Below are 15,327 nucleotides of genomic sequence, written 5' to 3'. Positions count from 1 at the left end.
AGGATTCCCGGGCCCTGATCCCTCCCGCTTCGGCCTCAGGGGCTTGCGGCAGAGGAGCCCGTTGTCGGATGTTGCGGCTTTTTCCTGTCAATTGCCCGGACTTCCGGGCGGCGAACCGTTGCACTGCAAAGGTATGGAAAAAAGCTGAAAAAGCGGGGTTGCAGGGCGAATTTTATGGCCTCCTGCCGTGATCCCCGCCCTCCGGGTCCCTTTTCCGGGCGATTTTCCCACTTCGAACCCGCCCCGTGGGGCAATATGCCGGCTTTCGCCTCTGCTGTCTCCGACCGGACCGACTGGGGAAAATGTCGGGAAATGTCTCGAATAGGTCTGTTTGTTTCGGCTTGTTCCATTGCCGGGTCGTCGTTTTTTTGTAATTTGCGGCGAATTTGCCGCTTTGACAGCAAACACGTACGCGCAATCGCAGATCGATGGTCCGCCTTTTGCCGGATTTCGAACACGCTGTTTCTGAAATGCTGAAAAAAATTCTCAAACATACGCTCCGGACGCTGCTTGTCCTGCTGCTCGTCCTGCTGCTGGTCCCGGCGCTGCTCTACATTCCGGCCGTCCAGGACTTGGCCTGTCGTCAGGCCGTGGCCTATGCTTCCCGGACTCTCGGCATGGAGGTCTCCGTCGGACGCCTCCGCCTCGCCTTTCCGCTGCGGCTGACGGTGGAAAACACCCTGCTGGCCGATGGGACGGATACGCTCCTGCGCTGCGGAAGGCTTTCGCTCGATGCCGCCCTGTGGCCGCTGATCCGCAAAAGAGCCCTCATCCGGAGTTTCGCCCTGGAACGTGTCGCCGCCCACTACAAAGACTCCTTGGCGGGCATGGACCTGCGTGTGGTTGCCGGGGAACTCGCCCTCGAATCCGCCGAAGCCGACCTTGGGGCCTGCCGGGCGAACATTTCCCGCCTCCTACTCGCCGATGCGGACATGCGGCTGAACCTGACCGAAGCGGCTCCCGTCGAGAAAACGGACAGCTCCGCCGCCCTGCCGTGGGCGATAGGGCTCGACCGGATTGCGGTCTCGAACCTCGCCTTCGGGATGCGCACCTCCCCTGCGGTCTCCGATCTCTCCGTCCGCCTGGCCGACGGGACCATCGACACCTGCCGGGTGCAGCTGGACAGCCGGCAGGTCTGCGTGACGAGCATCCTGCTCGACCGGGGCGCCTGCTCCTACCTCACCGGACCGGCCGCAGCGGAGGGCGGCATCTCCGACACCCCTGACACCCCTGACATCTCCGACACCCCCGATCCTTCCGGCTCCCCGGCCGGGGCCTCCGCACCGTGGACCGTGCGGGTCGGCCGCGTCGCGCTGACCGACAACCGTGTTGCATACGGCCGTCTGAACTACCGCCCCGCCGCGGGATTCGACCCGGCGTTCATCTCCCTCGCGCCGCTCGACCTCACGATCGATTCGCTCTACAACCGGGGTTCCGACATTGCGCTGCGCATCTGCCGGACGGCGTTCACCGAACGCTGCGGGCTTTCGGTCCGCGACCTGACCGGGCGTTTCGGGATGGATGCATCGGGCATCTCCCTCTCCGATTTCGACCTGCAAACCGCCTTCTCGCGAATCCGGGCCGAGCTCTCCGCCGGGGCCGGAATCCTGAAACTGGAGCCGGCGTCGCCGCTCACGGCCTCTCTTTCGGCCGATCTGAACACCCGGGACCTGAAATACCTCTCCCCGGAGGCGATCCCGTCCGTGCTGGACGACCGGATCGTTCGGCTGTCGCTCTCCGCGGCGGGAACCCTGGACGACATCGGAACGACACAGCTCGAAGTCTCGTCGCCCGGACACCTCGACCTCAAGGCCGATGCCGCGGCTAAAAACCTGCTCGACGCCAGCCGCCTGAAGGCTTCGGCCCGCTTCGAGGGCGACTTCCGGGATCTTGCCTTCCTCAAGGAGCTGCTCCCCGATACGGCCCTGCGGCGGCGTGTGGCTATTCCGTCCCTGATCCGGCTCCAGGGCTCTGCCGGGGCGGACAGCGGGACCTTCTCGACGGCTTCGATCCTCTCGACCGAGGGCGGCCGGCTCTCCGTCGCGGGGCGGTTCAACCCCCGCGGACAGAGCTACGATGCCGAGATCCGGGCCGACAGCTTCCCGCTCAACCGCTTCCTCCCGGCCGATTCGCTGGGGATCGTCGGTCTGAGCCTCCGGGCCCGCGGCGCGGGCTTTGATCCGCTGCTGCCCCGAACCCGGGCGAGCCTTCGGGCACAACTCTCCCGCGCGGAGTTCCGCGGACGCGACTTCGGGGGCATCGACCTCGACGCCGACCTGGAGGACCAGCGCCTCTCGGGGCGGATCTCCGATCGCGACGAGGCGCTCCGGCTGCAGCTGCTCCTCTCCGGGACGCTGACCGGGCAGGAACAGCACATCGGCCTTCAAGGCCGCGTCTTGGGGTTCGACCTGGCGGCTCTGGGCGTGGGCTCGGAGCCGATCGGCGGATCGTTTCTGCTCGATGCCTCGGCCTCGGCCTCCGAAAAGGGCGCCTACGCAGCCCGCATCGCGCTGGACAGCATCGAAATCCGGAACAAATACCGTACGGACCGCATCCGTCCGACGAGCGTTTCGCTGCGCACCGATCCGACCGCAACGCGGGCCGCTGCGGCTTCGGGCGACCTGTCGCTGGAGTTCTCCACGCCCCAATCCGTCGACTCGCTGCTTGCGGAACTGAACCGGAGTGCCCGGGTGCTGGCCGGGCAGATCGACGCGCAGAGCATCGACATGGAGCAGCTGAAGCCCGCGCTTCCCGACTTTGCGCTGCGGGTCTCGGCCGGGCCCGACAACATCCTCAACAGCCTGCTGAAATCCCGTAAGATCGCCTTCGACGCGTTGTATGCCGAAGGGACGAACTGCGATTCGCTGCCCGTCTCGATCCGCCTGCGTACGGAGGGATTGACCAGCGGGAATGTGGTCCTCGACACCGTGAGGGCCTGTATCCGCCAGAACGGGCCGCGGCTGGAATATGCCTTCGGGCTGGCGAATGCCCCCGGGAATCTCGACAATATCGCGCAGGCCGGAGTCCACGGCCACCTCGTGCGGAACACCGGCGAGGCGAACTTCTACCAGCGCAACCGCGCCGGCCGCGCCGGCTTCCGCTTCGGGCTGGGCGCGATGTGGACCGACAGTCTGGTCCGTGCGAGCGTGACACCTCCCGACCCGCTGTTCGGCTTTGAGCCGTGGACGGTCAACCGCGACAACTACCTCGTCTACCGCTTCGACAAGCACGTTGAGGCCGACCTCGACATGAGCCACGGCGACCAGCGGTTCGCGATCCGCACCATCCCGGGCAGCGACGCCTCCGACCGCATCCGTCTCGACATCGCCGGACTGAACGTCGGCTCGGCATTGGGGCTGCTGCCCTCGGCGCCGCCCGTCGACGGCGTGCTGGGTGCGAATCTGACGCTGAACCTTGGGGCCAACAGCCTCTCGCTGCGGGGCGGGGTCTCGGTGGGGGAGCTGACCTACGACAAACGGCGCTTCGGCAACGTCGACCTCGGGCTCTTCTACAAACAGGACCGGGGACACCTTGCCGATGCACGTCTGACGCTCGACGGAGCCGAAGTGCTCTCCGTTCGGGGCGACTACCGCGAGGGGCGCGAAAGTCCGCTCGACCTGACGGTGAGTGTCCCGGGATTCCCGTTGCAGCCGGTCAACGTCTTCCTGCCCGCCGACCTGCTCCGCCTTTCGGGCAGCCTGCAGGCCCGGCTCCATGCGGGCGGACGTCCCGGACGTCTGGCGCTCGACGGAGGCGTGCGGTTTGCCGGGACCGACATCCGCGTCCCGATGATCGGCACATCGTTCGGCCTCTCCGCGGACACGATCCGCATCGCCGGCAGCCGCATTCTGTTCGACGACTATGCGGTTTTCGCCCCGAACAAGAGCGCGCTGACCATCGGCGGCGGGGTCAACCTCGCCGATTTCGGGCACATGACGGCCGACCTCGTGCTGCGGGCCTCGGATTTCCAGTTCGTTGACGTGCCCCGCAAAGCCGGCACGGCGGTCTACGGCAAGGCCTACCTCGACCTGGGCGCCACGGCCAGGGGGCCCGTGGACGAACTCGTCGTCCGCGGCAACGTCGCCCTGCTCGGCGGCACGGACATCAACTACGTCATGCAGGATTCGCCGGTGGAGGTGAAGGAGCGGCCGCAGAACGTCGTGACGTTCGTCTCGTTCAGCGAGCTGGACACCCGAACCCCGGACGAAACGCCCCAGGAGGTGCACATCGGGGGCATGGACGTGCTTGTCAACGTGGACATCAACAACGACGTGCAGGCCGCCGTGGACCTCTCGACCGACGGCAACAACCGGATCGACCTGCGGGGCGGCGGCAACCTCACCTACACGATGAACCCGCTGGGCGACGTCCGCCTGTCGGGCAAATACGTGCTTTCGGGCGGAAGCGTGCGCTACAATCCGCCCGTCATCCCGCAGAAGATCTTCAAAATCAAGCCGGACAGCTACGTCGAATGGATCGGCGACCTTGCCGACCCGGCTTTCAACATCACGGCCGTCGAGACCGTGCGGGCCAACGTCTCCTCCGACGGTCAGGATTCCCGGCCGGTGAATTTCGACATCTCGATCAACATCCGCAACACGCTCAACGACCTGTCTATCAGCTTCGGACTGGCGGCTCCCGAGGACCTCACCATGCAGAACCAGCTGAACTCGCTGACTGCCGAGCAGCGCGCCAACCAGGCGATGAACCTGCTGATCTACAACACCTATACGGGACCGGGAACGACCGCGAAGGTCAGCTCCGAGAATCCGCTCAACTCCTTCATCCAGAAGGAGCTGAACCAGTGGGCGCAAAACAACCTCAAGGGCGTGGACCTCTCCTTCGGCATCGACTCCCACGGTGAAGACGACCCCAACGGCCAGCGCACCGACTACTCCTACCGGCTCTCGAAAAGCCTCTTCAACAACCGGGTGCGGGCGGTCATCGGCGGCAAGTTCAGCACCGATACCGACCCGTCGCAGAACCTCAAGGAGAACCTGATCGACGACATTTCGCTGGAATACATGCTCACCAAACGCGACAACATGTACCTGAAGCTCTTCCGCCATACGGGCTACGAGAGCATCCTTGAGGGTGAGATCACCGAAACGGGTGTGGGTTTCGTCATCCGCAAGAAACTGTCGCGCCTGGGCGACCTGTTCAAGCCGCTGCGTCCCAAAACCAAAAAGACGAGAAAATGACTCCGCAACGCATCCGAAATATCGTTCTGGCCCTCTGCGCCCTGCTGCTGGCGGCCTCCTGCTCGACCACCCGGCGGCTGGGGAGCGACGAGGTGCTGTATACGGGCGTGAAAAAGATCCTCATCGAGCCGGATTCGGGGGTCGTACTCTCCCCGGCCGCCGAGTCGGCGGCGAAGGAGCCCTTGTCGGTGGCCCCGAACAACCCGCTCTACAGCCCCTACCTGCGCACCCCGCTTCCCATCGGACTGTGGGCCTACAACTACCTCTATACGCCCCGGGAAAAAGGATTCAAATACTGGTTCTACAAGCGTCTGGCCAAGCAGCCGGTGCTGATCTCCAAGGTCCAGCCGCAGCTGCGGACGAAGGTCGCCGAGCAGGTTCTCGAAAATTACGGCTACTTCGGCTCCCGCGTTGCCGACTCCCTGCTCTACCGCAAGCACGGCCGCAAGGCGAAGGTTCGCTACACGCTCGACATCGCCCCGGCATGGCACTATGGCTCCATTGCCTATCCGCAGGTCGACGGGGGCCTGAAACGCCTGATCGACAGCCTTCAGTCGACCTCCCTGCTCCGCATCGGGGCGCAGTACAACCTCGATACGCTCACACTCGAACGCAAACGCATCGCCCAGCTGCTCCGCAACCGGGGCTACTACTATTTCCGTCCCGAATACATGGAGTACCTGGCCGACACGACCGCCGGCCGCCGGCAGGTCGCCCTGCGCCTGAACCTCCAGCCGAATGTCCCGGAGGCGGCGCTCGTTCCCTACCGCGTGGGCGACGTCACGGTCCGCCTGAGCAACATCAAATCCGGCCCTGTGGATACGCTGCGTCTGCCGGATGCAACCGTCATCGCCCAGCGGCCGCTGAAAATCCGCCCCCGGGTCCTGTCCCGCGCCCTGACGCTCCGCTCCGGGCAGCTCTTCACCGTTGATGCCCAGAACCGCACGCAGACCGACCTCAACAAACTGGGAATCTTCCGCTCCGTCAACCTGCGCGTCACGCCGCTCGACTCGCTGCGCGGCTCCGATACGCTCGGCGTGCAGATCGACGCCCGGTTCGACTACCCGCTGGAGGTGGCCCTGGAAACCGACGTAACCTCGAAGTCGAACAGCTTCATCGGCCCGGGCATCACCCTCCGTGCCAGCAACAACAACCTCTTCCGCGGCGGCGAGGTCCTCTCCGTGAAACTGAACGGCTCCTACGAATGGCAGACGGGCAACAAGAACTCGGGCGGAAGCCCCTCGCGGCTCAACTCCTATGAACTGGGACTCAATGCCAACCTCGACATCCCACGGCTGCTGCTGCCCCGGAGCATGACGCGGCGGCAGAAATACCCGGGGAGCACCTCGTTCCAGCTGGGCGTCGACCTGATGAACCGCCCCAGCTTCTTCCGGCTGATCGCCTTCAGCGGTTCGGCGGGCTACAACTTCCAGACCTCCCCGTACAGCCACCATTCGCTGACGGTCTTCAAACTCACCTACAATAAGCTGCTCCACACGACCGCCTCCTTCGACCGGACGATGGACGAGAATCCGGCCATCGCCATGAGTTTCCGCAACCAGTTCGTGCCCTCGATCAACTATACCTACACCTTCGATAGGACCTATGGCGCCACGGGCAACCGCCGCCTCTACTGGCAGAACAGCGTCACCTCGGCGGGCAACCTGCTTTCGGGCATCCTGCGGGCTTTCGGCGAGAAGCAGCCCCAGACCCTCTTCGGCAATCGCTTTTCGCAGTTTGTCAAGGAGGTCAGCGAGGTGAAGTTCTACCACCGCATCGGCCGCCGCAACAACTGGCTGGCTACGCGCCTGCTCGTCGGCGTGGGCTATGCCTACGGCAACTCCGAGGTGATGCCTTACAGCGAACAGTTCTACATCGGCGGAGCCAACAGCATCCGTGCCTTCACCATCCGGTCGCTCGGCCCGGGCAGCTACCGTCCGCCTGTGGATGACCGCAACGGCTACCTTGACCAGACGGGAGACTTCAAGCTGGAAGCCAACATCGAATACCGCTTCGGCATCATGGGGCGGCTCAACGGAGCCGTCTTCCTCGACGCTGGCAATATCTGGCTGCTGAAGAAAGACCCCAAACGACCCGGGGCTGAACTCAAATGGAAGGGATTCCTCAACGACATCGCGCTGGGAACGGGCTTCGGCCTGCGCTGCGACATCAGCTACCTGGTCATCCGCGCCGACCTCGGCATCGGGCTCCATACGCCCTATCCGAACCCGGACAAGAAGGGCTACTACAACATTTCCAGCTTTAAGGACGGCCTCGGCTTCCACCTGGCCATCGGATATCCGTTCTAACCCTCCGCTCCGGCAGGGCAGGGCCCTTGCCGCCCACCGCCCGGGCTCGATCTCGGTTTGCACCCGTACCTGCACTCGGTCCCGCCGCCCGACATCCCGCATTGCGGATATTGCCAACAAGGTCGAGATGTCGTTAAAATACCTTTAGTGGCTTCACTTAAAAAAAGCCCACGGAGCTTTAGCTCCGTGGGCTTTTGGTTGTTTGTCTGATTTAATAACCTTCGTTTTGGGTCAGTTTGCCTCCCGATTTGTCAATGTCCTGCTGCGGGATGGGGAACAGGAAATGGCAATCGGAGAAGGATTGTCCGTTGGCGTTGAGTACTTCCTTGGCGATGTGCCAGCGTCGCAGGTCTCTCATCCGATGGGACTCCATGCCCAACTCCACGCGGCGTTCGTGAATGAGCCATTGCCAGGCCTGCTCCTTCGAGGCCGTGCGGTCGCGGGGCGGCAAGACTTTCCGACGCTCTTTTGTCCCGTTTATCCCTTCGGTGTTGCGGGCGCGGTCTCTGACCTGATTGATGATGTCTATACCCTCCGCAGTGCTGCCGATCTTCAGCAATGCTTCGGCTTTCCACAACAGTACGTCGGCGAAGCGGATGTATATCTTGTTGCTCGGAGAATCATCGTTGCCCAGGTTGTCTTTGGTCAATGTTCCCAGTAATTTGTAGAGGAGTTTGTCTTCGATATTGACAGTCAGGTCCAGACGGGGGTCGCCGTCTTCGAACTCCTTGATGAAACTTTCGGTCGGAGCCAGAAAACCCCATCCCAGAAGTGCACACAATCCGTTGCCGTTGCGGGGAATCATCTTCTCCTGATGGTTGTAGGCAAAGATGACCTCATCCTCGGTAAATTCTTTGGTGACATCGAAACAATCGTAATAATTGTCATTGAGACGGTAATATCCCATGCCTTCCAACTCTCCGATGGCATTAAGTACCCCTTGATAGTCTTCCCGGTATAGTGCCGCTTTGGCCTGCATGGCGATGACCGCACCTTTGGATGCCCTCCAAGGCTCTTCCGCTATGGGATACTTGGCGGAGGAGAGACAGCCTTTGGCCAAGAGAAGGTCTTTGTCTATCAGTTTCCAGATTTCCTCTTTTGCCACGCGCGTCGTTGAGGAATAGGCGTCGTTGAAATCTTTGATAGGCTGCGTCAGAAGAAGGACATCGCCGAAGTTGGTCACCAGATCAAAATAGTAGAACGCTCTCAGGAAGTATGCCTCGCCCAACAGCTGGTTTCTTTGGGTTTGGTCCATGCCTGCCTTTTGGATGATCTTCTCGTCGGTCAGATAACTCAATGCCATGTTGCAACGGGAGATCCCTTCGTATTGATAACTCCAGAAACCGAAGAATGCGCCGTTGGAGGCGATAAACGTGTAGTTGTGAATTTCGTCCATCCAGGGTTGGTCGCCGTCGGGATTCCATTTCTTGTTGGCGTCGTCCGAAGCGATGTCGTAGACGACAAAATCGTTGCGAGTGACAAGCCCTTCGTTCCAGTTCCAATCACCGAGCAGATTCAGTGTTCCCGACAGCATCTGATAGGAGGAGTTGACCGAATATTGGATGCTGGAAATGGAGGGCTCCGTATTGACGATGTCAGGTGTCAGCAGTCCGATGGGAGCCTTGTGCAGATATTTGTCACATGCCGTCATGGACAGCAGACCGGCCATGCCCAATAATGCGATATATTTTTTCATGATCGTCTTTTTTTGAGTTAGAATTTGATGTTGACCCCGATGGTAAACGATTGTGCCTGAGGATAGGTTCCGTAGTCGACTAAATCGACGATTTCGGGATCCAGTCCGGTGTAATCGGTGACGGTGAATAGATTTTCGGCCGAGAAATAGACTCTCAAGTCCGAAAGATTGGATTTCGTCCTTTGGAGTAACCGGGCAAACGAATAGCCGATTTCGAGATTCTTCAGTCGGAAGAAGGAGGCGTCTTCTACGAATATGTTCGATATTCTGCTTCCGCCGTTGTCGGTGAACGAGGGGCGCGGAACCGAATTGCTGGTACCTTCTCCGTGCCAGTAATCCAGGGCGTCAGTCGTACTGTTGAACGGGCGGGAGTCGTAGTTCAGAATCTTCTTCAGATCGTTGTATCGCTTGACGCCGGCCACACCGTGGAACAATATGGATACGCTGAGGCCTTTGTACTCGCCGTTCAATGTGAGTCCGTAGGTGAGTTTGGGAATGGGGCTTCCCAAGAATCCGCGATCCTTGTCGTCAATCTTGCCGTTGTTGTCCAGATCCTTGAAGCGGATGTCGCCGGGACGTGCCGAGGGTTGTGCAAGAGCGTGGAGATGCTCCTTGATTTCAGTTTCGTTCTGATAGATGCCCTCCATCACAAAACCATAATAGGAGTTGAGGGGTCTGCCGACAGTGGTCCGGGTAGCCAATCCGTCGATGTGGGGCAGGCTGGGGTGCATTTTCAACACCTTGTTGTTCAGGGTAGCCAGGTTGCCGTTGATGCTGAAATTGAAATCGCCGATCTTGTCGCGATACAGGGCCGAGAGTTCGAATCCGCGGTTGCGTACCACGCCCGCGTTGACAATGGTGGGCGATACGTTTCCCACAAACGAAGGCAGCGAGACGGGTAGCAGAATGTCGGAAGTTGTCTTGGTAAAATAGTCTGCCGAGATGTAGAGCTTGTTGTGGAAGGCTCCAAAATCGATACCCACGTTCCACTGCTCGGAGGTCTCCCACTTCAGATCGGGATTTCCGTAGCGTGAAATCACATATTTGTCGCCGTCTTTTTTCAACAGAGTCATGAACGTGTAGTTGTCAATCTCCTGATTGCCCAACTGCCCCCAGCTGCCTCGCAGTTTCAAGTCTGACAACCACGATATGTTTTTCATGAAGTTCTCTTCCGATATTTTCCAACCTACCGAGGCCGAGGGGAAGAATCCCCAAGAGTTGTTGCTGGCGAATCGAGAAGAGGCGTCGGCGCGGAAGTTCCCCGTAATCATGTATCTGTTGCCGAAAACATAGGTGGCCGACGCAAATACGGACATCAAAGCCCATTCCGCACCGCTGCCGCTGTTCCATACGTCCGACTCCGTGCCACCGAAATCGAGATAGCGGAAGGTGTCGTTGATGTAGTCGTATCGCAGACGCGAAGCGCCGATGGAGGATTCGTAGTTGGTGATGAACTCCGTGCCGGCCACCGCATTGATCTGATGGTGTCCCACCTGCTTGATGTAATTGAGCGTGTTGTTCCATGTGATGGTGTAGCTCTCGCCGCGATTTTCGTCCAGGCCCGAGGGACGATTCTGGCGTCCCAAGCCCTTGTCTTTGCCCGAACCGCCGCCGTCGTCATCGCCGAAATTGATCCTGAAGTTCTTGTTGTGGTAGAGATTCAGGTCAAAGCCCACATTGGTGCGGAACTTCAGCGAGAGGTCCTTCAAGAATTCATATTCGGCAAACACATTGCCGAAAGAGGTGTACTGTCTGCGCTGGTCATCAGTGTAGCAGGCCAGAGCAATGGGATTTGAGGTCCATTCATATTTGTCACTCTCCCAGCCTCCGTTTCTGTCGTTGAATTTGTAGAAGGGGAGATCGGTGAACGGGTCATTGGCCTTGTAGGTCGGGTCGTTGGGGTTCTTGTAGACCGGAATGATCGAGGGACGCAGCAGGGCGTGGCGGATGATGCCGGGAGCATCGCCTTTGGAATTCAATTTGTCCTGAATGGCATAGGTCAGCTGTACGTTGACCCCAACATTGAGACGATTGAAATATTTTGCGTTGATATTCGAACGTAGGTTGAACCGGCTGTAGCGGTCGTTGTCGTAGACGACCATGCCGTCCTGTGTGAGGTAACCTGCCGAAATCATGTAGTTGGCTTTCTGGTTGCCGCCGCTGAGTGTCGCCTGAATATTGTGGGTTTGTCCCATGTCGAAGAGTTCGTCGAGCCAGTCTGTGTCTGCAAAATCGGCTCTGCCCTTGTCGGCCGTATAGGGGTTGGCCCCTTGGTATCCCGAGTTGTTCCATGCCGTCTCCATCAGATTCATGTACTGCGACGCATTGAGCATCTTGGGCAGGCGGACTGCGTGCTGCATCCCGTAGTAGTAATTGACCTCGACATTGGTCTTGCCTGCTTCGCCGTTTTTGGTGGTGATGACCACTACACCTCCCGAGGCTCGCGAACCGTAAACAGCCGCCGCCGATGCGTCCTTCAATACCGATATGGATTTGATGTCCGACGGGTTGAGGAAGGTCATGGTGCGTGAAGGTACACCGTCGATGATGTACAGGGGGCTGTTGTTGCCGATGGTGCCTTCGCCGCGGATGATCATCGAGATCTCGTCACCGGGCGCTCCCGTGCTCTGTGTGATGTTCACACCCGCAATCTGGCCTTGGAGCGCCTGTGAGAGATTGGACACGCGGCGTTTTTCAGTGTCGTTCATATTGACATTGGTGATGGCGCCCGTGATGGTCGATTTCTTTTGTGCGGCATAACCCACTACAATTACGTCGTCGAGTTTCTGCGTCTCCTCCTTCAGTGTGATTTGCAGAGGGCTGCTGTTCTCTACGGTGTGGTCCCTGGTGATGTAGCCGACGAAGGAGAATTGCAGCGTCTCGTGGATTTGGGCGGCAATGGTGAAGGCTCCGTCGGCGTCGGTCACACAACCCTGTCCGTTGGCCTTGTTGATGATGGTTACGCCCACAAGCGACTCTCCGGTTTCGTTGTATACCGTACCCGAAATCGTGTGAGGTTTTTCTTGCGCAAAGGCGTGCATTTCCGACAGAATGAGGACGAGCAGCATGTATGGAAGCTGCTTGATCCGAAATTTGCCAAAAGTAAACAGATTCATGATAATGGTTTTTGGGTTAATAGTCTGGTTAGCGGTAAGCGATCACGTGCCCCGAATCGGTAAGTATCTGCCCGTCCTGCTCCCGCAGCCGTGTGCCGGCGGGCAATTCGACAATCACGCGTGATGCGTGTGCCGGCAATTCGATTTCCCGATTTCCGGTCACGTCGTGCAATACATACTCCTTGGCGACAATGTCGAACAGGTCGCAATGCGCCTCGGTCTTGTAGACCACCGTTCTGTTTTCGTCGTAGGGGTTGTAATATAGATAGGTCTTGTAGGTTCTGTCGGCATAGAAGTCCGTGGCATTGCAGTCGATGCGCAGAATGCCTTCGATATCGGTCGTGTCGATGAGTGCACCCAAAATGCCTACGGGAGACGAACTGTAGACACTGAACATACTCTCTGTGGGATTGCCTGCAATCCATTTGGGGCCGTCGCCGATAGCCACGGGACTCACTCCGCGCAGGGAGGCTTTGCCATAGTCGTCGAATTTGCGCAAACCCTCATAGGCAATGTTGTTGTGGGTCAGGTTTTTCAGTTCGGGGGCCCACTGGTGCATATCGTCTATTTCCAAGGGATAGAACAGGCGGCAGGCACTGGCGTTGTTGAGCATCCACTTTCCGATGGCCGTGGCGTATTGGGGCTGGTATTTGACTATTGGGACCAGCGGCCATGCGGGTTTTATGCTGTTCATCAGGAAGGCATATCCTCCGCCGTCGGTGATGCTGCCCTGCAGGCCGCTGACATCGTATTCGCCCCATTTGCCGACGATGATGCCCCATCCGGTGCGTCCTGTCAGGCTGGAGCAGCCGTCGAATACCCAGTTCAGCAGTCGGGCTACATCGTATTGCGTGTGCTGTGTGGCATTGAGATAAGCCGCCGTGTAGATTCCCAGCGGCAGGAGTGCTTCGTAGAAACGGCTTTCTTTTTGCGACAGGAGTGCCTCGACGGCACTTTTGGCATGAGCCAGGTAGCGGGTATCACCAAATTTGTGATAGGCGCAGAGCAAAACGTAGGCATGGCCACCTGCAGCATCCTGTTGCATGGGAATGTGGCTGACGTGTCCTTTCATATTCTTGTAGTCGAAGAACGAGTAGTCGTAGTTGCCGTTCAGTACGGAGTCGGCCTTGACAAACTGTTCGGCGATGCTTTTCTGAATGGCGTCGGCACCGTCGACTCCCGGGAATACGTCGCACACGGCATAGTAGAGAGCATTGGGCAGTATGTCGTACCACCAGTCTCGTCCGTAACCGCCTCCCAATTGAGCGACGTGCGGATTGGTGTTGTTCATTACGATGTTCCACCCGTTGTCGGCATTGAAGTAATTCTGTGCCATCCTGACATAGTTGTAGCCGTCTTGGTTTGTCTTGTCGATGCCCACCAGACCTGCGCCCAGGATAGCGGTCAGTACGTTGAGACTTTCGTGGAACTCTCCGTTGTTGGCATGTTGTCCTTGTCGGATATCTTTGAGGGCCGTGTAGAGGCCGAAGGTGGTCTGATCGATGTTCCTTCGGGAGTCGTCCTTCCAGATCAGCGGGCCCAACGGCCCGGAGTTGTCCCAGTCGAAGACAAAACGGTCGTAGTCAATGGCTTTCCGTCTCCAGTCGAGCATCTTGTAGGATGCAGGAATGTCGGGCATGGAATCAACTCTGGGAATGGATACTTGAGCCACACTGTCGCCCCACGAGTGGTTGGAGATGCAGGATAGGAGTGTGGTAGCACAAAACAGTATCGCGCTTATCTTATTCATGTTTTCGGTTGATAGGATGGTTGGTTATTTTCTTGGCAAGAGGGTAGGCTAACAGCTGTATGCCTGCTACGATGACGAGCGCATATTTGAGTGCAAAATCCTGAGAGACGGCATGGGCCAGAAAGATGAACAACAGCAGTCCGAATGTTCGGCCCAGGAAGAGTCCCATTTCGTGACTCATGATGTAGGTATATTCGTTGCGCCGTTCTATTTTGGCCACAATGTCGATGGTGCGCATCATGATCGGGAAATAGGCCAGATCGAACAGAGGTTGAAAGATGACTTTGCAAAGGACGAACAGGATAACACCGAGCGAGGAGTACAATATCCCGTTGCAGAGTGCCCCTGCAAAGAAGATGACGAGACCGCCGACGAAAATCCGGATCCGGTCTTCGGGTCGGGCGATTCGTCCGAGAATGTAGACCAGTAAGGCCGTGATGGCTCCGCTGATTCCCTGAATCAGCCCCAGAGCACCTTCATCTCCCACGAATTTCAGCACAAGAATAGCCGGAGCCGTCACCAGAAAGCCCTGTACCATGCCTTTCAGCCCTGACATCCACAGCATTTTCCTCCATAGGGAGTGGTAGTGGAAATACAGGAACCTGTTTTCGGTAGAGGTTTCGAATTTGCCTCTCCATAACACGCAACATGCGGCCAGGGTAATCAGGGCCATGATTATGGTGACGATCCGGTAGCAGGCATTGATGTCGAGCGTGACGCCAAGTAGTTCGTGTCCATCGGCCTGACTGATGAATGCGCCTATAATCAGGGGAACGCCGATGGAGGAGATGGAGAAACAGAACGACTCCAGGCCGAAGAAGTAATTTCTGTTGTCGTCGTTGGTGTTGTAGAAGGCCAGCAGGTAGCGGTTGGCCCAGAAGAACCCCGAAGCTCCGCCCATGATAAATCCGGCAAGCCCCAACTCTGTGAATCCTAGAGATCGGAAAGACATCATGCCGAACATGGAGATCCCGCTTATGAGAATTCCTGCGGCGTAGAGCGCCTTGGACTTCAGGTGTTTCAGCAGAAAGCCGTTAACAACGGACGTGGCTACGAGTCCCATGTACATGGCCAGCTGATAAAAGGCCACCATTACGGGGTTGCTGGTATTGCGCATGATGTAAGCTCCCACAAATATTTCTACGACAGGGAGCACCAGAGCGTAGAGCATGTTGGTAAGGAGCAGGATCTTCATGTTGTGCGGCTGCTGCTTGAAGAACAGATACTCTTTTCTTAATTTGTTCATCACTGCAGA

General features: G+C 58.6%; 6 protein-coding genes. 2 read left to right on the top strand and 4 right to left on the bottom strand.

Annotated elements, in window-relative coordinates; all coding sequences use genetic code 11:
• Nucleotides 1–470 precede the first annotated feature (470 nt).
• Together QZ460_RS05545 and QZ460_RS05540 are read left to right on the top strand one after the other, a co-directional pair.
• Complete coding sequence (locus QZ460_RS05545; RefSeq protein WP_290540592.1) at nt 471–5,201, top strand: translocation/assembly module TamB domain-containing protein; 4,731 nt, start codon at nt 471–473, stop codon at nt 5,199–5,201.
• Nucleotides 5,198–7,510: a BamA/TamA family outer membrane protein gene (locus QZ460_RS05540; protein ID WP_290540591.1), complete on the top strand. Its 2,313-nt coding sequence runs from the start codon at nt 5,198–5,200 to the stop codon at nt 7,508–7,510. Before QZ460_RS05545 ends, QZ460_RS05540 begins: the two co-directional genes overlap by 4 nt.
• A 211-nt stretch (nt 7,511–7,721) precedes the next feature.
• Here QZ460_RS05540 and QZ460_RS05535 read toward each other — a convergent pair whose 3' ends face one another.
• The 4 genes from QZ460_RS05535 to QZ460_RS05520 are packed head-to-tail and all read right to left on the bottom strand — an operon-like array spanning nt 7,722 to nt 15,318.
• Nucleotides 7,722–9,206 (bottom strand): RagB/SusD family nutrient uptake outer membrane protein, encoded by a 1,485-nt coding sequence (locus QZ460_RS05535; protein WP_290540590.1) that lies wholly within the window; start codon nt 9,204–9,206, stop codon nt 7,722–7,724.
• 17 nt (nt 9,207–9,223) lie between these two features.
• Nucleotides 9,224–12,322, bottom strand: a complete 3,099-nt coding sequence (locus QZ460_RS05530) for a TonB-dependent receptor (RefSeq protein WP_290540589.1) — start codon at nt 12,320–12,322, stop codon at nt 9,224–9,226.
• A 28-nt stretch (nt 12,323–12,350) separates the two neighbouring features.
• Nucleotides 12,351–14,072: a hypothetical protein gene (locus tag QZ460_RS05525; protein WP_290540588.1), complete on the bottom strand. Its 1,722-nt coding sequence runs from the start codon at nt 14,070–14,072 to the stop codon at nt 12,351–12,353.
• Complete coding sequence (locus tag QZ460_RS05520; protein WP_290540587.1) at nt 14,065–15,318, bottom strand: MFS transporter; 1,254 nt, start codon at nt 15,316–15,318, stop codon at nt 14,065–14,067. The genes QZ460_RS05525 and QZ460_RS05520 overlap by 8 nt, the downstream gene beginning before the upstream one ends.
• Between the last annotated feature and the right edge of the window lie 9 nt (nt 15,319–15,327).

The sequence above is a fragment of the Alistipes sp. genome, from assembly GCF_020026455.1.
In the GTDB taxonomy this organism is placed as follows: Bacteria; Bacteroidota; Bacteroidia; order Bacteroidales; family Rikenellaceae; genus Alistipes.
Note: the sequence above shows the minus strand (reverse complement) of the source record. Positions and strands in the feature narration are given on the sequence as shown.